The organism is Aminobacter sp. AP02, from assembly GCF_003148805.1.
In the GTDB taxonomy this organism is placed as follows: domain Bacteria; phylum Pseudomonadota; class Alphaproteobacteria; order Rhizobiales; family Rhizobiaceae; genus Aminobacter.
Genome location: NZ_QGGX01000012.1, coordinates 103,068 through 124,505 on the forward strand (window position 1 = coordinate 103,068; position 21,438 = coordinate 124,505).

Annotated in this window: 22 protein-coding genes; 15 read left to right on the forward strand and 7 right to left on the reverse strand. The window is 62.1% G+C overall.

The window, feature by feature from the left end:
• Positions 1–26 precede the first annotated feature (26 nt).
• Complete coding sequence (gene tyrS / locus C8K44_RS16665) at positions 27–1,280, reverse strand: tyrosine--tRNA ligase (protein ID WP_109576923.1); 1,254 nt, start codon at positions 1,278–1,280, stop codon at positions 27–29.
• A 189-nt stretch (positions 1,281–1,469) separates the two neighbouring features.
• Between tyrS and C8K44_RS16670 the strand changes: the two genes are divergently transcribed.
• The 3 genes from C8K44_RS16670 to C8K44_RS16680 all read left to right on the forward strand — a co-directional run bounded on the left by C8K44_RS16670 (position 1,470) and on the right by C8K44_RS16680 (position 4,593).
• Positions 1,470–2,003: a GNAT family N-acetyltransferase gene (locus C8K44_RS16670; protein WP_245417514.1), complete on the forward strand. Its 534-nt coding sequence runs from the start codon at positions 1,470–1,472 to the stop codon at positions 2,001–2,003.
• 100 nt (positions 2,004–2,103) lie between these two features.
• A complete protein-coding gene (locus C8K44_RS16675) occupies positions 2,104–3,462 on the forward strand; it encodes an esterase-like activity of phytase family protein (RefSeq protein WP_109576924.1) in 1,359 nt (452 codons plus the stop codon).
• Positions 3,463–3,666: 204 nt separating this feature from the next.
• A complete protein-coding gene (locus C8K44_RS16680) occupies positions 3,667–4,593 on the forward strand; it encodes a hypothetical protein (RefSeq protein WP_199227117.1) in 927 nt (308 codons plus the stop codon).
• 43 nt (positions 4,594–4,636) lie between these two features.
• Here C8K44_RS16680 and C8K44_RS16685 read toward each other — a convergent pair whose 3' ends face one another.
• Genes C8K44_RS16685 through C8K44_RS16695 form a run of 3 tightly spaced genes read right to left on the reverse strand, consistent with a single transcriptional unit; the run spans position 4,637 to position 6,477 of the window.
• Complete coding sequence (locus tag C8K44_RS16685) at positions 4,637–5,095, reverse strand: GNAT family N-acetyltransferase (protein WP_109576925.1); 459 nt, start codon at positions 5,093–5,095, stop codon at positions 4,637–4,639.
• Positions 5,096–5,131: 36 nt separating this feature from the next.
• Entirely contained in the window at positions 5,132–5,788 is a 657-nt protein-coding gene (locus C8K44_RS16690; protein ID WP_109576926.1) for an FMN-binding negative transcriptional regulator, read from the reverse strand.
• Between the two features lie 14 nt (positions 5,789–5,802).
• The gene (locus C8K44_RS16695) at positions 5,803–6,477 is read right to left on the reverse strand and encodes an alpha/beta hydrolase (RefSeq protein ID WP_109576927.1); all 675 of its coding nucleotides are present in this window, start codon (positions 6,475–6,477) and stop codon (positions 5,803–5,805) included.
• 218 nt (positions 6,478–6,695) lie between these two features.
• Between C8K44_RS16695 and C8K44_RS16700 the strand changes: the two genes are divergently transcribed.
• From C8K44_RS16700 to C8K44_RS16740, 9 genes are all read left to right on the forward strand, one after another.
• Entirely contained in the window at positions 6,696–7,859 is a 1,164-nt protein-coding gene (locus tag C8K44_RS16700; RefSeq protein ID WP_109576928.1) for a cysteine desulfurase family protein, read from the forward strand.
• 171 nt (positions 7,860–8,030) lie between these two features.
• The gene (gene sufB / locus C8K44_RS16705; protein ID WP_109576929.1) at positions 8,031–9,548 is read left to right on the forward strand and encodes a Fe-S cluster assembly protein SufB; all 1,518 of its coding nucleotides are present in this window, start codon (positions 8,031–8,033) and stop codon (positions 9,546–9,548) included.
• A 29-nt stretch (positions 9,549–9,577) separates the two neighbouring features.
• Positions 9,578–10,333 (forward strand): Fe-S cluster assembly ATPase SufC, encoded by a 756-nt coding sequence (gene sufC / locus C8K44_RS16710; RefSeq protein ID WP_109576930.1) that lies wholly within the window; start codon positions 9,578–9,580, stop codon positions 10,331–10,333.
• 10 nt (positions 10,334–10,343) lie between these two features.
• A complete protein-coding gene (gene sufD / locus C8K44_RS16715) occupies positions 10,344–11,609 on the forward strand; it encodes a Fe-S cluster assembly protein SufD (protein WP_109576931.1) in 1,266 nt (421 codons plus the stop codon).
• Positions 11,610–11,670: 61 nt separating this feature from the next.
• Complete coding sequence (locus C8K44_RS16720) at positions 11,671–12,906, forward strand: cysteine desulfurase (RefSeq protein WP_109576932.1); 1,236 nt, start codon at positions 11,671–11,673, stop codon at positions 12,904–12,906.
• A 5-nt stretch (positions 12,907–12,911) separates the two neighbouring features.
• The gene (locus C8K44_RS16725; RefSeq protein ID WP_109576933.1) at positions 12,912–13,310 is read left to right on the forward strand and encodes an SUF system Fe-S cluster assembly protein; all 399 of its coding nucleotides are present in this window, start codon (positions 12,912–12,914) and stop codon (positions 13,308–13,310) included.
• A gap of 103 nt (positions 13,311–13,413) precedes the next feature.
• Positions 13,414–13,800 (forward strand): Fe-S cluster assembly scaffold SufA, encoded by a 387-nt coding sequence (sufA, locus tag C8K44_RS16730; protein WP_109576934.1) that lies wholly within the window; start codon positions 13,414–13,416, stop codon positions 13,798–13,800.
• A 9-nt stretch (positions 13,801–13,809) separates the two neighbouring features.
• Positions 13,810–14,331 (forward strand): DUF2199 domain-containing protein, encoded by a 522-nt coding sequence (locus tag C8K44_RS16735; protein WP_109576935.1) that lies wholly within the window; start codon positions 13,810–13,812, stop codon positions 14,329–14,331.
• 10 nt (positions 14,332–14,341) lie between these two features.
• Positions 14,342–14,656, forward strand: coding sequence for a TfoX/Sxy family protein (locus tag C8K44_RS16740; protein WP_109576936.1), 315 nt, complete (start codon positions 14,342–14,344; stop codon positions 14,654–14,656).
• Here C8K44_RS16740 and C8K44_RS16745 read toward each other — a convergent pair whose 3' ends face one another.
• The 3 genes from C8K44_RS16745 to C8K44_RS16755 all read right to left on the reverse strand — a co-directional run bounded on the left by C8K44_RS16745 (position 14,657) and on the right by C8K44_RS16755 (position 17,059).
• Positions 14,657–15,049, reverse strand: a complete 393-nt coding sequence (locus C8K44_RS16745) for a hypothetical protein (RefSeq protein WP_245417515.1) — start codon at positions 15,047–15,049, stop codon at positions 14,657–14,659. It lies immediately after the preceding gene.
• Between the two features lie 121 nt (positions 15,050–15,170).
• Positions 15,171–16,097, reverse strand: coding sequence for a pseudouridine-5'-phosphate glycosidase (locus C8K44_RS16750; protein ID WP_109577006.1), 927 nt, complete (start codon positions 16,095–16,097; stop codon positions 15,171–15,173).
• Positions 16,098–16,117: 20 nt separating this feature from the next.
• A complete protein-coding gene (locus tag C8K44_RS16755) occupies positions 16,118–17,059 on the reverse strand; it encodes a carbohydrate kinase family protein (protein ID WP_109576937.1) in 942 nt (313 codons plus the stop codon).
• On the opposite strand from C8K44_RS16755, the gene C8K44_RS27725 reads away from it, so the two are divergent.
• The 3 genes from C8K44_RS27725 to alaS all read left to right on the forward strand — a co-directional run bounded on the left by C8K44_RS27725 (position 17,058) and on the right by alaS (position 21,344).
• Complete coding sequence (locus C8K44_RS27725) at positions 17,058–17,393, forward strand: hypothetical protein (protein WP_199227124.1); 336 nt, start codon at positions 17,058–17,060, stop codon at positions 17,391–17,393. The two genes, C8K44_RS16755 and C8K44_RS27725, sit on opposite strands and share 2 nt — an antisense overlap.
• The gene (gene recA / locus C8K44_RS16760; RefSeq protein WP_109576938.1) at positions 17,341–18,429 is read left to right on the forward strand and encodes a recombinase RecA; all 1,089 of its coding nucleotides are present in this window, start codon (positions 17,341–17,343) and stop codon (positions 18,427–18,429) included. Before C8K44_RS27725 ends, recA begins: the two co-directional genes overlap by 53 nt.
• 248 nt (positions 18,430–18,677) lie before the next feature.
• Positions 18,678–21,344, forward strand: coding sequence for an alanine--tRNA ligase (alaS, locus tag C8K44_RS16765; RefSeq protein WP_109577007.1), 2,667 nt, complete (start codon positions 18,678–18,680; stop codon positions 21,342–21,344).
• Positions 21,345–21,438 lie beyond the last annotated feature (94 nt).

The following is a 21,438-nucleotide window of genomic DNA, read 5'->3' on the forward strand; positions in this document are numbered from 1 at the left end:
TTCTGTTTTCGTGGCGTGCGACCCGGTCAGGCCGGGCGCACCAGTATGTGCTTCTTCTTGCCGAGCGAGAGCTTGACCACGCCTTCGGGTGTGAGGTCGGCGATGGTCACCGCGCGGCGCTCGTCGTTGACCGGCTGGTCGTTCACCCGCACAGCGCCGCCCTGCACGTGCCTGCGCGCTTCGCCGTTCGAGGCCGCAAGCCCGGCTCGCACGACCAGGGACAGAAGGCCGATGCCGGCCTTCAGTTCGTCGCCAGCGACGTCCACGGATGGCAGCGTTTCGGCGAGCGCGCCTTCCTCGAAGGTCTTGCGCGCCGTCTCGGCGGACTGCTCCGCGGCGGCGCGGCCGTGCAGCATCGCCGTTACTTCGGTCGCCAGCACCTTCTTGGCATCGTTGATCTCCGAGCCGCCAAGGGCAGCCAGACGCGCGATCTCGTCGAGCGGCATGGCGGTATAGAGCTTGAGAAAACGCTCGACGTCGGCGTCCTCGGTGTTGCGCCAGTACTGCCAGAAGTCATACGGGCTGAGCATGTCCGCGTTGAGCCATACTGCGCCGTTCATCGACTTGCCCATCTTGGCGCCCGACGACGTGGTCAGAAGCGGTGAGGTCAACGCGTAGAGCTGCGGCGCGCCGAGGCGATGGCCAAGGTCGATGCCGTTGACGATGTTGCCCCACTGGTCGGAGCCACCCATCTGCAGGCGCAGGCCGTAGCGCTTGTTGAGCTCGACGAAGTCATAGGCCTGCAGGATCATGTAGTTGAATTCGAGGAACGACAGCGACTGCTCGCGGTCGAGGCGCTGCTTGACGGAATCGAAGCTCAGCATGCGGTTGACCGAGAAATGCTGGCCGACATCGCGCAGGAATTCGAGATAGTTCAGCGGCAACAGCCACTCGGCGTTGTTGACCATCATCGCATCCTGAGGGCCGTCGCCGAAGGTCAGGTAGTTGGAAAACACCTGCTTGATGCCGTCGATGTTGGACTGGATGATTTCCGGCGTCATCAGCTTGCGCGCTTCGTCCTTGAAGGACGGGTCGCCGACCATGCCGGTGCCGCCGCCCATCAGGGGGACGGGGCGATGGCCGGTCTTCTGCATCCAGTACAGCATCATGATCTGGATCAGGCCGCCGGCATGCAGGCTCGATGCCGTCGGATCGAAGCCGATATAGGCCGACACGGTTTCCTTGCAAAACAGGTCGTCGAGGCCGGCGTCATCGGAAGTCTGGTGGATGAAGCCACGCTCGGAAAGGGTGCGCAGGAAGTCGGACTTGAAGGCGGACATTGTTGTTTCTCTCGGCGGACAATTGGTACGGCGCCGATCATGCGTTTGACCGGCGCCGCGAGCGCTTTAGCATCTGAGGCGCAGGAATCACAAGGATGGTGCGCCTGATGCGGCTTTTCATGAGGGGGGGAATGCCTGGCGACCGTGCCAAAGTTCGCGGTGGGCGGCAAGATGGTTGAAGAGACTGTCTTGGAAACGCAGCGTTTGTTGCTGCGCACCTGGCGCGAAGAGGACCTGGACGATCTCGTTTGGCTTCATTCGCAGGTGGAAGCCTCGCGCTTTCTCTCGCGCGACGGCGGGCCGTGGACGCGCGAGCAAGCAGCCGGGCGCATGGCCGGTTGGGTCGAGGAGTACCGTCAGCACGGTCTCACCAAATTCAGATTGCTGCGTCGGGAAGACGGACGCTTCATCGGCCGTGCCGGCTTTTCGCTGTTTGCCGCCACCGGCCAGTTCGAGCTCGGTTATGCGATTGCGCCGGAATTCTGGGGGCAGGGCTATGCCACGGAGATTGCCAGAGCCTTGGCCGACCACTTCCTTGACCGCAACGTCCGCGACCACTTCATTGCCTTTGCCCACGTAGACAATGGCGCTTCATTGAAGGTGTTGGAAAAGATCGGCATGCGCTATCAGCATACGGATCTGATGAACGGGCTTCTGGCCCGCGTCTACACAATGAACAACTCCGACAGGATTGCGTCAGCGGCTGCCGGTTCGCGCACCTAGCCCTGATCGGGGACTTCATCAAAGTTTCATCGTCGCGTCACCCGCCCGACATGGGGTGGACCTAGCTGGAGGACGTTCCTTCAACCAATCGGGGTCCATCATGCGACGCTCTCTCTATCTGGCTGCGGCCGTTCTCGCGCTGTCCACCGCATCTGCCTTCGCAGACGAGACGGAATTCAAGGCAACGCTTGCGGGACACGCGATCCTGCCGGCAAACACGATCATCGCCGCGCCGGAAAATGCGCCGGAACACCTCAGCACATCAGGCAAGTTCACCACCGCCGACCGCAAGCGCGCAGAAGGCCTCGGCACAGTTCCGGGCAAGGATGGAGTTCGCCCCACGGGCCTTTCGCTGCCGTTCGAGGGTCAGCCGGTACAGGGATTTTCGGGCATCAAGTCGATGGGCGACGGCACCTTCTGGTCGCTGTCAGACAACGGTTTCGGCAACAAGCTGAACTCCACCGACGCGGCCCTCATGCTGCATCACATCTCTTTCGATTGGGACAAAGGCACGGTCGAGCGCCAGAAGACGGTCTTCCTGACCGATCCCGACCGCAAGGCGCCGTTCCCCATCGTGCTGGAAGGCTCCGACACGCGCTTTCTCACCGGCGCCGATTTCGACGTCGAATCCATCCAGCCGGTCGCCGATGGCTTCTGGGTTGGCGAGGAGTTCGGGCCCTACCTGCTCAAGTTCGATCTCGACGGCAAGCTGACCAACGTCTTTGCAACCACAGTCGATGGTGAGCCGGTGCTTTCGCCCGACAATCCGACGCTGACCTTGCCTGGAAACCCGACGGCCAAGAACCCGATGTTCAACCTCAAGCGCTCGGGAGGCTATGAGGGCCTGGCAATGTCGAAGGACGAAGCCAAGCTGTACGGACTGCTCGAGGGCCCACGCTACATGGCCGACGGCGAGGTAGAGAAGGTCGATGGCAAGACCGCTCTTCGTGTCATCGAATTCGACGTCGCCAAGAAGGAGTGGACTGGCCGCAGCTGGCTCTATCCGCTGGCCGACGGTGGCGAGGCCATCGGCGATTTCAACATGATCAGCGAAACCGAAGCACTGGTCATCGAGCGCGACAATGGTGCTGGCACGGCCGACAAGGCCTGCGCCGATGCCAACGATCCCAAGCCCGACTGCTTTGCTCGTCCGGCCAAGCTCAAGCGCATCTACAAGATCGAGATGAACGACGACAACGTCGGCAAGGCCGTGCGCAAGGTCGGCTACATCGACTTGATGAAGATCGCCGATCCCGACAACAAGAAACGCCAGGGCGGCGGCGAGGGCTTCTACGACATGCCTTTCGTCACCATCGAAAATGTCGATCTGGTCGATGACAGCCACATCGTCGTCGGCAACGACAATAACCTGCCGTTCTCGGCCGGCCGCGCCATCGACAAGGCCGACGACAACGAGTTCGTGCTGCTCGAAGTCGGCGAACTGTTGAAGGCCAAATAAGGCCGCGCGGGCGACCGCAGGTCGCCGCGATCATGACCAGAAAGGCTCCGGCTGGGCTGGAGCCTTTCTTCAACCGGAATGAAATCAGTTCCATGCGGGCCGCGACTTCATGCGGGCCGCGACAAAACGCGCCTTTGACCTTCCATTGAGTGGAGGCTGCATCACGCGAGCCTGGCAGATCACCACGCGCAGGAAGTGATAAGCATGCTCAATCCCATGACTGACGACATAAGACCGCTGGCCGCCTATGCGGCCGCGTTCGGTTTCATACTGATGATGGTATTTGCGGCGGTCACTTTTGGCGATTCCGAGATCGTACTTCCGGAAATCGCAGCGATGGCAGTGGCGCTGTGGGCCTGGCGGGAGAAGGGATGGCTCAGGCAGCCCGAAAAGATCTTCTTCGTTCCATCCATCACGGCCATCATCGGTTTTGCCGTCAACCTCTCGGATCTGTCCTTCACCGTGAAGATCCTGCTGGTGTTGTGCCTGATGCTGATCGCCATGCGGGCTATCGGCAGCAACCTGGCGCCGGCACTTGCGACTGGGTTCCTGCCAGTCGTCACCAACGCCACGCACTACTCCTTCCTAATCGCTATCTTCGTCACCACCTTTGCATTGATGCTTGGCGTCATGCTGTTCAAGCTCAATCGCGGTGTTCCGCGCGATGCTCCGGTGAAATACAAGTACATGCTGGTCTATCTGGCGATTCATCTCGTTTGGATCGCAATCACCGTTCTGGCCGGCTATCCGCACATGGCGATCATTCCGCCGATTACCGTCGTCGTCTACGAATCCCTGCAGATGCCGATGTATATGCGCAAGATGGCGCTCAAGCAGACGGCTGTGCTCACCTTGTCGGCCCTGATTGGTACCGTGCTGTTTCTCGCAGTTGAAAATACGCTTCTCGTCGCCGTCATCGATCTGGCGCTGATCTATGGCTTGCTGCATCTCTTTGAAGCGCGCATTCCTGCGGCCTATGCGTTTCCGTTCCTGCCATTTGTCTTTCCGGCCGAGTTCGTGCCGCAATTGCCGGTCGGTGCCTTTGTCGTTTCCGTTTTCTTCTTCTCATTGGTATTGGCCTACAAGACCTATGAAAGAAAACAGATGGCAAATGTACCGGCCATGGCGTGAGCCGGAGTTGCCTGCCGTACTCGGTCGCGGCTGACTCCTTTTCTCAGATATCAGCGCTAAGTAGCCTGCGATAATGCAGGAATCCTTCGTCCGCGTCTTCGGCATGGCGGGTAAAACCACAACGCTCGACGCAGGCAATGGAGGCGAAATTGTCGTCTTCGATATGGCCGTCGATGTGCGCGTAGAGGTGGCGGATATGTTCGGCGAAGGCTGCCAACACCAGCTTGCCAAACCCCTGGCCGCGCCGTGCCGGATCAACGGCAATCAGAAGATTGATGCCAAGGTCGGGCTCGTCGTCATATTGCAGAACCGCAATTGGTGTCTGGTCGTGCAAGGCCACGACGGCATGCGCGATGCCAAGGGGTGACATGACGTAGTCGACCCATGCCTGGTCGGGGAAGCTGACGCGCCGCGCCACTTCCTCATCCTTGAACCACCCGGCATATGCGGCAAGGTCGGTGCGATCGAACGGACGAAAGCTTACGGGTGCACGTGACGTCATCGCAGTAAGCCGATCTTAGACGTCATGCGGCGAGGGCTACTCGCCCGTCAGGCCGCCATATTGGCGGACCAGCCGAGCCATTTCGGCTTTCTCGGCGGATTTCTCATCTGCCGCGATGCCTTCGGCGACGCCGATGCGGTCGCCGACCGGCCTGTTCTGGCTGACCTTCCACTTGCCATCGATGCTGGCTATGTCGATCTCAAGCCCGATAATGCCCTTGATCTGCGCCTCGATATAGGCGTCCGGTGCGTCGGTCACCTGCCATGGCTCAGGCCGGCCGGCTTCTTGTGTGGTGGTGAGTTCGGCAATCTGGCCCGCGAGCCAGGCCTTGTCGTCGATCACTCGCGCCTTGCCGCGCACCTGCACGGTCGCGTAGTTCCAGGTCGGCACGACCTTGCCGGTCTCGCGCTTGGTCTCGTACCATGACGGCGTGACGTAGCTGTCGGCGCCCTGAAACACCACCAGCACCGGCATCTCGGGCGTATCGGCCAGCAGACGCCATTGCGGGTTGGCCCGCGCCAGATGGGCGCGCAGCCTGCCATTCGGCCCGACGTCGGCGTCAAGAAGGAATGGAAGTGGATTGGCCACAGGGCCTTCCGATCCGTTGCAGATCAGAAGGCCAAGCGGATGGTTGCGGATCAGCGCATGCAAAGCCTCCAGCCGCGTCTCGCGAAACAGCGGGGGCTGGTACATGCGCGGAACTCCTCTTAGCGCAGGCGCTTGGGACGCGGGTCCGAAAGCTCGCCGGCGAGACGACGGTCGAGATAGTCGGCGCATTCTTCGATCACCAGCTCGGGATCGTTGCCGAAGAAGTGGTTGGCACCCGTCAGTGTCTTCTGGGTGATGGTGATGCCCTTTTGCGTGTGCAGCTTGTCGACCAGCCCTTGCACGTCCTTGGGCGGCGCCACCTTGTCGGCATCGCCATGGATGATCAGGCCCGACGAAGGGCAGGGCGCCAGGAACGAGAAGTCGTAGGTGTTGGGCTGCGGTGCCACCGAGATGAAGCCCTCGATTTCCGGACGGCGCATCAAGAGCTGCATGCCGATCCACGCGCCGAACGAATAGCCGGCGACCCAGCAGCTCTTTGAGTCGGGATGCAGCGACTGCACCCAGTCGAGCGCCGCAGCCGCATCCGACAACTCGCCGGTGCCGTGGTCGAATTCGCCCTGGCTGCGGCCGATGCCGCGGAAATTGAAGCGCAATGTGGTAAAGTCGCGCTTCTGGAACATGTAAAAGAGGTCGTACACGATCTTGTTGTTCATCGTGCCGCCGAACTGCGGATGCGGGTGCAGTATGATGGCGATCGGCGCGTTCTTTTCCTTGGACGGCTGATAGCGACCTTCCAGGCGACCCGCCGGACCGGTGAAAATGACCTCTGGCATAGAATACTCCACTTGACGCAAAGCCGATCAAACAATCCTGTGGCCAGCCTTGACGCGAGAGGCGCGTCTTCATAGAAGCTAGTTTAGAACTGTTCAAAACTGGGCGGCGAAACCGCTCGTTTGGCAAAGCGGGTAGATAGGACGGCTCGCCTTGGAATTTCAAGGAAATTGCGCGTCCCTACACCCAAACGTGATTTGACAGGGCAAATTGAAGCGAAATGGACGGACCTCGCGCCTATCTTGACCACAATGCCAGCGCGCCGCTGCTTCCCGCAGCGCGTGAGGCCGTGGTTGCGGCGCTTGATGTCGTGGCCAATCCGTCTTCCGTGCACAACGAGGGCAGGGCCGCCCGCAAGGCCATCGAAGATGCCAGGCGCAATGTCGCCGCGCTTGCAGGGGCCAAGCCCGAGCATGTCGTATTCACCTCAGGTGCCACGGAAGCTGCGACCACGTTGCTTTCGCCGGACTGGCGCTTGGGCCGGGGTGCTGTACGCATGTCGCGTCTCTACGTCACCGAGGCCGATCATCCTTGCGTGTTGAACGGTGGGCGTTTCCCTGCCGATCGCATCACGCGGCTTGGCGTCGACAGCAACGGCGTTGTCGATCTCGCCTTGCTGGAAATGGTTCTTGCCGCTCACGACAAGTCGGAAGGCCTGCCTCTCGTGGCGATCCACTCCGCCAACAACGAGACCGGAGTCATCCAGCCTTTCCATGACATCGCCAGGCTGGTGAAGGCTGCAGGGGGCGTTCTGGTGGCTGACGCGGTCCAGGCTGCGGGGCGTATTCCTCTCGATATGTCAGATGCTTATGCCGATTACCTGATTCTGTCTTCGCACAAGATCGGCGGCCCCAAGGGGGGCGGTGCCATCGTGGCACAAGCCGACCTGATGATGCCTGCGCCTCTGGTGTCAGGCGGCGGACAGGAAAAGGGTCATCGCGGCGGCACCGAAAACCTTCCGGCCATCGCGGGATTTGGCGCGGCCGCGCGCGAAGCCCTGGCCGCGCTATCGGAGATGGACCAGGTGCGTGCCTTGCGCGATCGCATCGAAGGCACCGTCATGCGGCTTGTTCCCGATGCTGAAATCTTCGGAAAGCGTACTGAGCGGCTTGCCAACACGACATTCTTCGCTATTCCGGGCATCAAGGCCGAGACGGCACAGATTGCCTTCGATCTCGCGGGCGTTGCGCTCTCGGCGGGTTCTGCATGTTCGTCGGGCAAGGTCGGTCCCAGCCATGTGCTGAAGGCGATGGGCTTTGCCGAAAATCTCGGTGCGCTGCGGGTCTCGATAGGCCGGCAGACGTCCGAAGCTGACGTTGAAAAGTTCGAATCGGCTCTCGCAGCGCTTCTGGCGCGGCGCACGGACCGTACGAAGGCCGCCTGATAGGCGGGAAATTTGGCCCAAGGGCCAGTGAACGGGTGTGTCAGGGCGCCGCGAGGCGGCCTTCCGGGTGAATTCCTGGAAAGAATGCACTATATGGAACTTACGCCGCGCCAGCGGTGCCATAGTTTGAAAACTGTCGGGCCTTGACCCCGGCGTGGATGGAGAACGCTTATGCCTGCTGTGCAGGAAACGATCGAGCAGGTCCGCAAGATCGATGTCGACCAATACAAGTACGGCTTCGAATCGTTCATCGAGATGGACAAGGCCCCCAAGGGCCTGAGCGAGGACATTGTCCGCTTCATCTCGGCAAAGAAGGGCGAACCGGAATGGATGCTCGAATGGCGCCTCGGCGCCTATCGCCGCTGGCTGACGCTTGAGGAGCCGAACTGGGCGCGCGTCGATTATCCCAAGATCGACTTCCAGGACATCTATTATTACGCGGCGCCCAAGAGCACGCCTGGACCGACCTCACTAGACGAAGTCGATCCCGAGATCCTGAAGGTCTATGAAAAGCTTGGCATTCCGCTCCGCGAGCAGGAAATCCTCGCGGGCGTGCACAAGACCGTCGATCCGGACCTCGAAGAGGTCGGCGACAATGTCTACAAGTCGGGCCGTGTCGCGGTCGACGCCGTGTTCGACTCGGTTTCGGTCGTCACCACCTTCAAGGACGAACTGGCCAAGGCCGGCGTGATCTTCTGTTCGATCTCGGAAGCCATCCGCGAGCACCCCGAGCTGGTGAAGAAGTATCTTGGTACGGTCGTTCCGACGTCCGACAACTACTATGCGACGCTGAATTCTGCCGTCTTCACCGACGGTTCGTTCGTGTTCGTGCCCAAGGGCGTCCGCTGCCCGATGGAATTGTCGACCTACTTCCGCATCAACGAGAAGAACACCGGACAGTTCGAGCGTACGCTCATCATCGCCGAGGAAGGGGCCTATGTCTCCTATCTCGAAGGCTGCACCGCACCCCAGCGCGACGAGAACCAGCTTCACGCCGCAGTGGTCGAACTGGTTGCGCTCGACGACGCCGAGATCAAGTATTCGACCGTCCAGAACTGGTACCCGGGCGACGCCCAGGGCAAGGGTGGCATCTACAACTTCGTCACCAAGCGTGGCGACTGCCGTGGCGACCGTTCGAAGATCTCATGGACCCAGGTCGAAACCGGTTCGGCCATCACCTGGAAGTACCCGTCCTGCATCCTGCGCGGCGACGACAGCCGCGGCGAGTTCTATTCGATCGCCGTTTCGAACGGCTACCAGCAGGTCGATAGCGGCACCAAGATGATCCATCTCGGCAAGAACACGTCGAGCCGCATCATCTCCAAGGGTATTGCCGCCGGCTTCTCGCAGAACACCTATCGCGGCCAGGTCTCGGCGCACCGCAAGGCGACCAATGCCCGCAACTTCACCCAGTGCGACTCCTTGCTGATCGGCAACCAGTGCGGCGCGCATACCGTGCCCTATATCGAAGCCAAGAACGCAACCGCGCAGTTCGAGCACGAGGCCACAACCTCGAAAATCTCCGACGACCAGAAGTTCTACGTCATGCAGCGCGGCATTCCCGAGGAGGAGGCGATCGCGCTGATCGTCAACGGCTTCGTCAAGGAAGTGATTCAGGAACTGCCGATGGAGTTCGCCGTCGAGGCGCAGAAGCTCATCGGCATCAGCCTTGAGGGCTCGGTCGGCTGACCGGCGATAGAGATTTAGAAAGAAAAAAGATGCTTGAGATCAAGAACCTGCATGCCCGTATCGCCGAAAGCGGCGTCGAGATCATCCGCGGCCTGAACCTGACCGTGAAGGCAGGCGAAGTCGCCGCCATCATGGGCCCCAACGGCTCGGGCAAGTCGACGCTGTCCTACATCCTTGCCGGTCGCGACGACTACGAGGTGACCGAGGGCGACATCCTCTACAACGGCGAGTCGATCCTGGAGATGGATCCGGCCGAGCGCGCAGCCAAGGGCCTGTTTTTGGCGTTCCAGTATCCGATGGAGATACCCGGCGTCGCCACCATGGAATTCCTCAAGGTCGCGATGAACTCGCAGCGCAAGGCGCGTGGCGAAGAGCCGCTCAAGGTTCCTGATTTCATCAAGCGCGTGAAGGACGCCGCCGGCACGCTTGAGATGGATTTCAACATGCTCAAGCGCCCGGTCAATGTCGGCTTCTCCGGTGGCGAAAAGAAGCGCGCCGAGATCCTGCAGATGAAGCTTCTCGAGCCGAAGCTGTGCGTGCTGGACGAGACCGACTCCGGCCTCGACATCGACGCGCTCAAGATCGTCTCGGACGGTGTCAACGCGCTGCGTTCGCCCGACCGTGCCATCATCGTGATCACCCACTACCAGCGCCTGCTCGACCATATCGTGCCGGATACCGTCCACGTGCTCTACAAGGGCCAGGTGATCAAGTCGGGCGACAAGTCGCTGGCGCTGGAACTCGAGGAAAACGGCTACGCCGGGATCATCGAAGAGGCTGCTTGAGGTGCCGGACATGAACATGCTTGCAACAGTCCAGCGGACCCCGGCGGAGGAGGCGATCATCGACGCCTTCGGCGAGCGGCTATCGCTCCTGCCCGGCGACGGTACGGTCATGGTCGAGCGCGACAATGCGATCGAGCAGATCAAGGCTGGCCTGCCGACCCGCCGTGTCGAATCCTGGCACTACACCGACCTGCGTCGCCTTCTCGCTTCGGTGCCGGCCTTCGACGCCAGTGCAGCGGGCAAGGCAATTGCGCCGCTGCTGCATGGTTCGACCGTGCTATCGATCGTCAATGGCGTGTCGACAGCCACGCCCAATGTCGATGGCCTGTCGTCTCATCGGCTGGGCGACAAGCTCGTCGACGGTAGCTATGCACCCGCGCTTGTCACCTACGGCAGCGACGACGCGATCGGTGCGCTCAACACCGCCTTTGTCGCCGACGGCTATTTCGTCGACATCGAAGAAGGCACCCAGGTCGAAAAGCCGATCGAACTGCAAAATATCCAGGCCGGCGGCCAGAGCCATGTGCGCCTGCCGGTGCGCGTCGGCGCTGGCGCCAAGGCGACCATCGTTGAACGCCAGACCGGCGACGGTGCTGGCCTCGTCAGCTCCGTCAGCCAGCTATTGCTTGGAGATGATGCCGAGGTGTTGTGGCTGATCGTTCAGGATCAGCCTGAAACCGCGACCCACCTTGCGCAGTTCAAGGCCGAACTCGGCAAGAATTCCAAGCTCACGCTGTTTGTGATGAATGCCGGTGGCAAGCTTGTGCGCCAGGAAGTCATCGTCAAGGCGGCCGGCGAAGGCGCGGATTTCAAGCTGCGCGGCGTCAACCTGCTTGCCGGCGACACCCATGTCGACGTCACCATGGTGCTCGACCACGCGGTGCCTCACACCTCGTCGACGGAAGTGGTGCGCAATGTCGTTACCGGACGGGCCAAGGGCGTGTTCCAGGGCCGCATCAATGTTCACCAGCTGGCGCAGAAGACCGACGCCCGCATGGCCTGCAACACGCTTTTGCTGTCCGACGATGGCGAATTCTCGACCAAGCCCGAGCTTGAGATCTTCGCCGACGACGTCGCCTGCGGCCATGGCGCGACAGTCACCGAGATCGACCGCAACCATCTGTTCTACCTGATGGCGCGCGGCATCGACGAGAAGACCGCTCGCGGCCTTCTGGTTCGGGCATTCCTGGCCGAGGTCATCGAGGAGCTCGATGACGAAACGGTCGTCGAGCCCTTGGAAGAGCTGCTGACCAGCTGGTTTGCGACGCACGCCTGACCACGTCCTTCTCCCCGGGGAGAAGCTGCTGGCGGGTGAATGAAGGCATGGGAACTTGTTGATGGATCAGAAGATCGAAGCCTACGACGTCGAGGCGATCCGCCGCGATTTCCCCATCCTGTCGCGCGAAGTCTACGGCAAGCCGCTCGTCTATCTCGACAATGGCGCCTCGGCGCAGAAGCCGCAAATCGTCATCGACACGATCAGCCACGCCTATTCGAACGAATACGCGAATGTCCATCGCGGCCTGCATTTCCTGTCGAACGCTGCCACCGAAGCCTATGAAAAGGCACGCGAAAGCGTCCGCCGCTTCCTCAATGCCGGCAGCGCCGAGGAGATCGTCTTCACCAAGTCGGCGACCGAGGCGATGAACACGGTCGCCTATGGTTTCGGCATGCCGAACATCGGCGAGGGCGACGAGATCGTGCTCTCGATCATGGAGCATCACTCCAACATCGTGCCGTGGCACTTCATCCGCGAGCGCCAGGGCGCCAAGCTGGTCTGGGTGCCGGTCGATGACCTTGGGGTCTTCCATATCGAGGAATTCGAAAAGCGCCTGACCGACCGCACCAAGCTGGTCGCCATCACCCATATGTCGAACGCATTGGGCACGGTAACGCCGATCAAGGAGATCTGCCGCATCGCGCACGCCCGCGGCATTCCGGTCCTGGTCGACGGCAGCCAGGCCGCCGTGCACATGCCGGTCGACGTACGCGACCTCGACGCCGATTTTTATGTTCTCACCGGTCACAAGGTCTACGGCCCGTCAGGCATCGGCGTGCTCTACGGCAAGCGCGAGATGCTGGAGAAGATGCGGCCCTTCCAGGGTGGCGGCGAGATGATCGTCGAGGTGACCGAAGACAACGTCACCTACAACGAGCCGCCGCACCGCTTCGAGGCCGGCACGCCACCGATCGTCCAGGCCATCGGCCTGGGTGCGGCACTCGACTACATGGACAGCATCGGCCGCGAGCGGATCGCCGCGCATGAAGCGACGTTGCGTGACTATGCCCATGAGCGGTTGCGGGCCATCAATTCGCTGCGCATCTTCGGCGATGCGCCGGGCAAGGGCGCCATCGTCTCCTTCGAGTTGCAGGGTATCCACGCCCACGACGTGTCGATGGTCATCGACCGCCAGGGCGTTGCCGTGCGCGCGGGCACTCATTGCGCCCAGCCGCTGTTGAAACGCTTCGGCGTAACCTCCACATGCAGGGCCTCCTTCGGCATGTACAATACGAAGGCCGAGATTGACGTTCTGGCCGAAGCGCTTGAAAAGGCGCGGAAATTCTTCGGGTGAGCACCATGGAAAACGCAACCGCAGCGACCACTGAAGAGACATTGCCCGATGCCGGCGGCAACGGCGTCATGTCGGCCTCGGCCATTCCCGCCGACGATCTGGCGCGGATGACCGACGACATCGTCTCGGCGCTGAAGACGGTCTACGACCCGGAAATCCCCGCCGACATCTACGAACTCGGCCTGATCTACAAGATCGACATCGAAGACGACCGCACCGTCAAGATCGACATGACGCTGACCGCCCCGGGCTGCCCTGTCGCCGGCGAAATGCCGGGCTGGGTGCAGAACGCCGTCGGCGCTGTCGAAGGCGTGTCGGGCGTCGAGGTCAACATGACTTTCGACCCGCCATGGACCCCCGACCGCATGTCGGAAGAGGCGCAGGTGGCGGTGGGCTGGTACTGACCCTTTGCTGCGGTGAGGCTTGCATGGCAATGCGATCTTCACCATCTTGATTTGAGATGAAACATTCCGCGGGCCTTGAACCCGGCGACGAATGGAGACTGGAATGGGACGCTTCGCCGTCATCAGCATGACCGAAAAGGCCGCCGAACGTGTGCGCGAGATCATGGCCACGCGCGAGAATGCGCAAGGCATCCGCCTCGGCATCAAGAAGGGCGGCTGCGCCGGCATGGAATACACGGTCGACCTGGTGACCGAGCCGAACCCCAAGGACGATCACATCGAGCGCGACGGCGCCCATGTCTATGTCGCGCCCGAGGCGGCGTTGTTCCTCTTCGGCACCGAGATGGATTTCGAGACCACCACGCTGCGCACCGGATTCACCTTCTCAAACCCGAACCAGAGTTCGGCTTGCGGTTGCGGCGAATCCGTCGAACTCAAGCCCGCCGACCTCAAGGCGCTCGCCGAGGCGCGCGCGCAAAGCCCGGCGTAGAACTGTCCGATGAGCGCCGAAGCCTATCGCTGGCGGTGCTCATGTTGCAGCGAAGAGCATGTCGGCTTGCCGATGGACATGATGTTCGGAGAGCCTGTCGATTGGGATGCGCTCGACGCCGCCGCTCGCACTGCCTCCACTCTGGACGACGATTTTTGCGAGGTGCGCCACTCGACCGGTGAGGTCGACCGCTTCATTCGCTGCCTTCTGCCGCTGCCTGTGCCAAAAATGGCGACAGAGTTTCGCCTCGGCGTCTGGATGTCGGTGTCCGAGCGCAGTTGGGATATCTACAGGGAGGGTTTTGTCTCCGGGGCATACGCCGAAGACGGCTGCTTCGGCTATCTCATGCACGACGTCCCCGAATTTCCAGGTTCCCTGCTGCTGAATGCCGACGTCTGGTTCCAGCCAGGGCGGCTTCGACCGCGCGTCGCGCTCCATGAAACACATCATCCGCTGTATCTGGCTCAGTGTGTCGGGATCGAACCGACCCAAATCGAGCGTTGGGCAATCTTGATGCACGACGGTAGTTGAGGGGAAACCGATGAGCGATGAAGCCATTCGCGAGGTTTTCGCAGGGCTCGGTGAAGTCGCCATCCGCAAGATGTTCGGCGGCAAGGGCATCTACCACGAGGCCCTGATCGTCGGTGTCGAGGTGCGCGGCGAGATCCTGCTCAAGGCCGACGCCGTGAGCGCGCCGGATTTCGAGGCGGCGGGCGCGACGCGCTGGACCGACGCCGGCGGCAGGCCGGTCAACATGCCTTACTGGACCATTCCCGAAAGTGCCGTCGACCATCCCGACGAACTGACGGTCTGGACACGCAAGGCCTTCGAGGCGGCGCTGCGCAGCAAGAAATAGTCAGATCGCGCCGGGCGGCACGAAGAAGCAGTTCTCGTGGTCTTCGGTCGGGTGAAGGCAGATGTGGAAGTCGCCGTCGCCCGACGGGATTTCCGAGCCATAGGGCACGAAATAGCGATTGTGGCGGGTTACCTTACGGTGATCGCCGGGCTCCAACTGGATTGACCAGCCGCCGCCTTCCTCCTTGACCGACTTGTCTGGGATGGCCTGGCATTCGCCACTTTCGATGTCGCCGTGACAGCAGGCCGGCGGATATGTCCAGCCGGAGGTTGCCTGATGCGCCGATGCCTGGAGGGTGACCGAAAATGCCGGCAACGTAAGAAGCGCTGTCGCGCAGCGGCGTGCGAATGGCTGCGTTTTGGCGTATCGGCAAAGTCCGTACAAGCCGGACATCATTCCGCTCCGATGATGGGTCCGGAACGCCCGGACGACAGGCTCGCCGCAGCTTATTTTAGGCCTGTACGTCCGGGATGTATATTTTCATCTTCTAATGTAGTTGTGTTGCGAGGGCCGCTCAGGCTTTGGCCAGCGCGATTGCCACCTTCGCCGCCAGTCGCGCATTATTTTCCACCAGCGCGATATTGGTCTTGAGGCTCGCGCCATTGGTCAGCTCGAGGATCTTCGCCAGCAGGAATGGCGTCACCGCCTTGCCCGAGATGTTCTGGGCCTCAGCCGCCTTCTGTGCAGCTTCAATGTAGCCGGCCATTTTTTCGGTCGGGATCTCGTCGATTTCCGGCACCGGGTTTGCCACCAGCATGCCGCCGTCGAGGCCAAGCGCTGCGCGTGTCTCGTGGAGGCGCGCAATCTTTTCGGCGCTGTCGAGCCTGAGCGGAGCGGTGTAGGGCGACTTGCGCGACCAGAAGGCCGGCACGATGTCGGAGCCATAGGCAACGACCGGCACACCGAGCGTTTCCAGCACTTCCAGCGTCTTTTCGATGTCGAGGATCGCCTTGGCGCCCGCCGAAACCACGATGACTGGGGTGCGGGCCAGTTCGTCCAGGTCGGCCGAGATGTCGAACGACTTTTCGGCACCCTTGTGCACGCCGCCGATGCCGCCGGTGGCGAAGACCTTGATGCCGACGAGATGCGCCGCGATCATGGTTGCGGCCACCGTGGTGCCGCCCGTGCAGCCTTCGGCGACGGCAAAGGCGATGTCGGCCCGCGACAGCTTCATGGCGCCACCGGTCATTGCCAGCGACTCGCGTTCACCGTCGGAAAGGCCAACCTTGATGCGTCCGTTGATGACGGCGATCGTCGCGGGCACCGCACCTGCATCGGTTATGATCTTTTCGACATTCGCCGCCATCGCGCTGTTGTCGGGATAAGGCATGCCGTGCGTGATGATGGTGCTTTCGAGCGCAACGACCGGCTTTCCCGCCGCGAGTGCCGCGGCAACGGGGGCGTGGATGTCGATGAAGGGGCGGGCGGTCTCTGGCGTCATGATGGTCTCCTTGGGCCGCGTCATGCCATTTCCGAGGCTTGCGGCACAAGGGCCAGCACCTCGTCGAAGGCTGTTTGGGCGAGTTCGGGCACGGCCGAAGCGCACTCGATGGCGAGCACTGCGGCCGCAATGCCATGTCTCAGCGCGGAGTCGAGCGGTTCTCCGCGCAGCAGTGCGACCGTTGTCGCACCCGCCAGCGCGTCGCCCGCGCCGGTGACGTCGACGACCCGCCGAGGCGGGGGAGGTGCTATGACCAGAAGCCCTTGCGCGTCATAGGCAAAGACAGCGCTGCCGCCGGCCGTCACCACGCCGCGCCGCAATCCCGCCGTCATGAGCCCGCGCACGATATCGGCAGCGTCGGCATCCGCATCGGTGCCCGCAAGCACTGCCGCCTCGCGGCGGTTCATGAACAGGCACGACAGCCTGTCGAGGATTGGCCTTAGCCGCACCGCTTTGGCCGGCGAAATGGCGATGGCAAACAGCGGCGTCGCACCAACGACCTCGGCCAGGCGCCAAAGTGCGACTTCAGGCAGATTGCCATCGCAAAGCACGGCATCTTGCGTAGCGAGTGACTCGCGAAGCTTGGCGCGCCGCATCTGCTTGGGAAAGGCAAGTTCGTAGAGCCCCATGTCGGCAAGGGCAGCCACCACGTCGCCATCGCGGTCGAGCAGTGCCGTGTAGCTCGGCGTCGCGCGGTCGAGAAAAACTGCCGACAGGTCGGTGATGCCATTGGCGCCGATCTCCGCGGCCACGGCCTCGCCGGCGGCATCGCCACCGCGCACCGACATCAGCGCCCCCACCGCGCCGCGCCGCACCGCGCCGCGCAAGGCGTTGAACGCCCCGCCGCCGACCTCTTCGCTCATCGCCCCGGGAATAGAGGCACCCGGCACGAAGGGAGCGGTCATGCGCCCGCGTCGGTCGACATGGGCGCCACCGACGGCGAGTATCCTGGGGTGCTTCATGCTGTTGCTGTCCGTGGGCGTTTCAGGCGGCGAACTTAGTGTTGCAAACGAGAGGCGGCAACCGCCGCCGAATCGCAGTTTGGGCAAATATCGAACGTTGGCTGCTCAGCGTCATGCGACATCGGATCACGTGCGGTCCAAAAACAAAAAAAGAACACGCCACATATTTCTCTTCAATATCAATAATTTGGATACTCTTGCCAAATGCGAACAAAACCGGTACAAATTTACATCGGCATCGGACAGACCGGCCTTCATTGATGACCACGGGGTGATGTATCATGGCTCAAAATTCATTGCGGCTTGTAGAGGAAAATTCGGTGGACAAATCTAAAGCTCTGGACGCGGCGCTGTCGCAGATCGAACGCGCCTTCGGCAAGGGCTCGATCATGCGCCTCGGCGCCAACGAGCAGGTTGTCGAGATCGGCACGGTCTCCACCGGCTCGCTCGGCCTCGACATCGCGCTCGGCGTTGGCGGTCTGCCGCGCGGACGTATTATCGAAATCTATGGTCCGGAAAGCTCGGGCAAGACGACGCTGGCTCTCCACACCGTTGCCGAAGCCCAGAAGAAGGGCGGCATCTGCGCCTTTGTCGACGCTGAACACGCGCTCGACCCGGTTTATGCCCGCAAGCTTGGCGTCGATCTCGAAAACCTGCTGATCTCGCAGCCTGATACCGGTGAGCAGGCTCTCGAAATCTGCGACACGCTGGTGCGCTCTGGCGCCATCGACGTCCTGGTCGTCGACTCGGTGGCGGCATTGACGCCGCGCGCTGAAATCGAGGGCGAGATGGGCGAGTCGCTGCCGGGTCTTCAGGCGCGCCTGATGAGCCAGGCGCTGCGCAAGCTGACCGCATCGATCTCGCGCTCCAACACCATGGTCATCTTCATCAACCAGATCCGCATGAAGATCGGCGTCATGTACGGCTCGCCGGAAACCACCACGGGCGGCAATGCGCTCAAGTTCTACGCTTCGGTCCGCCTCGACATCCGCCGCATCGGCTCGGTCAAGGACCGCGACGAGGTCGTTGGCAACCAGACCCGCGTCAAGGTGGTCAAGAACAAGCTGGCCCCGCCCTTCAAGCAGGTCGAGTTCGACATCATGTACGGTGAGGGTGTTTCCAAGACAGGCGAGCTTGTCGACCTCGGCGTCAAGGCAGGCGTGGTAGAGAAATCGGGTGCCTGGTTCTCCTACAATTCCCAGCGCCTCGGGCAGGGGCGCGAGAACGCCAAGCTTTTCCTGCGCAACAATCCCGACGCGGCGCGCGAAATCGAACAGCTGCTCAGGCAGAATGCCGGGCTGATCGCCGAGAAGTTCCTCGAGAACGGCTCGCGCGAGGAGGACGACGGCGACGAAGCGGGTGCGATGTAGGCATCACCAGGTACGCTCCGCCAGGTGCCGGAGCAGATCCAACACGGACGATCTCAGCGACCGCCGGCCATCGAGCCGGCGGTTTGCGTTTGTGAAGGCGGCTTTGCTGGTCCGGGCTGCTGAATTGCTGGCTTTTGGCGATCCGGTGTTTCTGGACAGGGTCAAGGCGGGCCGCTAAAAGGCCAGTTCCATTTTCCGCCTGCCAGGGGCGGGTGCATCTGTTCAGGGCGGCGATCAAAGGCGACAATATGAGTGGCGTGAACGAGATCCGGTCGACATTTCTCGACTACTTCAAGAAGAACGGACACGAGGTGGTGGCCTCCAGTCCGCTCGTTCCGCGCAACGACCCGACCTTGATGTTCACCAATGCCGGCATGGTGCAGTTCAAGAACGTCTTCACCGGCCTCGAGACACGCTCATATCCACGCGCCACGACGGCTCAGAAAAGCGTCCGCGCCGGCGGCAAGCACAACGATCTCGACAATGTCGGCTACACCGCCCGCCATCTCACCTTCTTCGAGATGCTCGGCAACTTCTCCTTTGGCGACTATTTCAAGGAGCAGGCCATCGAGCTTGCCTGGAACCTGATTACCAAGGAGTACGGGCTCAAGAAGGACAAGTTGCTCGTCACCGTCTACCACACAGACGACGAGGCGGCCGACCACTGGAAAAAGATCGCCGGTTTCTCCGACGACCGTATCATCCGCATCGCCACCTCGGACAATTTCTGGGCCATGGGCGATACCGGTCCTTGCGGCCCGTGCTCGGAAATCTTCATCGACCGCGGCGACCATATCTGGGGCGGCCCTCCCGGCAGCGCCGAGGAGGACGGCGACCGTTTCCTCGAGTTCTGGAACCTCGTCTTCATGCAATACGAGCAGGTGACGAAGGAAGAGCGCATCGACCTGCCGCGCCCATCGATCGATACCGGCATGGGCCTCGAGCGCATGGCCTCCATCCTGCAGGGCGTAGAAACTGTTTTCGAAACCGATCTGTTCCGCCATCTCATCGACGCGGCGTCATCGGCGATCGGGCGCGGTCCGGATGAGAGCAACGTCGCGTCCTATCGCGTGATTGCCGACCACCTGCGCTCGTCCTGCTTCCTCGTCGCCGATGGCGTTCTGCCGTCGAACGAAGGGCGCGGCTACGTGCTGCGCCGCATCATGCGCCGTGCCATGCGCCACGCGCAGCTTCTCGGCGCCAGCGAACCGCTGATGTGGAAGCTGGTGCCGGCGCTCGTCCGCGAGATGGCCCAGGCCTATCCGGAGCTCGGCCGTGGCGAGGCGCTCATCACCGAGACGCTGAAGCTCGAAGAGACGCGCTTCCGCAAGACGCTCGCTCGTGGCCTTGGCCTGCTTGCCGATGCCACCGAGACACTGGGTGCTGGCGACATGCTCGACGGCGAGACCGCCTTCAAGCTCTACGACACCTATGGTTTCCCGCTCGACCTGACGCAGGACGCGCTGCGCCAGCGCAGCATTTCAGTCGATCTTGCGGGATTCACCGAGGCGATGGAGCGCCAGAAGGCCGAAGCGCGCGCCAACTGGGCAGGTTCCGGCGAAGCCGCTACCGAAGTCGTCTGGTTCTCGGTGCGCGAGAAGGCTGGAGCCACTGACTTTTTGGGCTACGAGACGGAACAGGCCGAAGGCGTGATCCTCGCGCTGCTCAAGGACGGTGCTGTCGTCGACGCCGTGGACGAAGGCGATAGCGTCGCCATCGTCGTCAACCAGACGCCGTTCTATGGTGAATCGGGCGGCCAGATGGGCGACACCGGCACTATCACGGGCGAAGGTTTTGCTATCGAGGTGACCGACACGCAGAAGAAGGCCGACGGGCTGTTCGTCCACTATGGCAAGGTCACCAAGGGCAAGCTCAAGACCGGTGCTGCCGTCGAACTGAAGGTTGACCATGCGCGCCGCACGCGCCTGCGTTCGAACCATTCGGCAACCCACCTCATCCACGAGGCGTTGCGCGAGGTGCTCGGCACCCACGTCGCGCAGAAAGGCTCGTTGGTCGCGCCCGAGCGACTGCGTTTCGACATCTCGCACAACAAACCGATCTCGGCCGAGGAGCTCGAGGAAGTCGAGCGCATGTCGAACGAGATCGTCGTCCAGAATAGCCCCGTGACGACGCGCCTGATGAGCGTCGACGATGCCATTGCCGAGGGCGCCATGGCGCTGTTCGGCGAGAAGTATGGCGACGAGGTCCGTGTCGTGTCGATGGGCACTGGCCTGCATGGCGCCAAGGCCAACCGGCCCTATTCGGTCGAGCTTTGCGGCGGCACCCATGTGCGCTCTACAGGCGACATCGGCCTGGTGCGGATCGTCTCCGATAGCGCGGTCGCAGCCGGTGTCCGCCGTATCGAGGCGCTGACCGGCGAAGCGGCCCGCCGCCATCTCGACGAGCAGGACCGTCGCCTGAAGACGGTCGCGGCAACGCTGAAGGTTGCGCCGGCTGACGTGCTGGCCCGTGTCGAAGCCCTCGTCGAGGAGCGCAAGAAGCTTGAGCGCGAGCTCACCGATGCCCGCAAGAAGCTGGCGCTCGGTGGCTCCAATGGCGGCGGTGCAGCTGACGAAGGCGAGACCGTCGCCGGCGTCAGCTTCCTCGGCAAGGTGGTATCAGGTGTGTCGCCGAAGGATCTCAAGCCGCTCGCTGATTCCGGCAAGGCGTCGCTTGGCTCGGGCGTGGTGGTGTTCGTCGGCGCGGGTGAGGACGGCAAGGCGAGCGTCGTTGTCGCTGTCACCGACGATCTGACCAAGCGTTTCAGCGCTGTCGATCTGGTGCGCGTGGCGTCAGCCGCTCTTGGTGGGCAGGGCGGGGGCGGTCGTGCCGACATGGCGCAGGCCGGTGGCCCCGATGCCGCCAAGGCAGCCGATGCGGTGGCTGCCGTTAAGGCGGCAATGGCCGCGGCCTAAACGGTTTGGACTGACACAGCTGTGAACGGGCCCGCTTCGGCGGGCCTTTCTTTTTTCTGGAGCGCCGCCGTAAGTCAGCAGGATTTGTCAAATC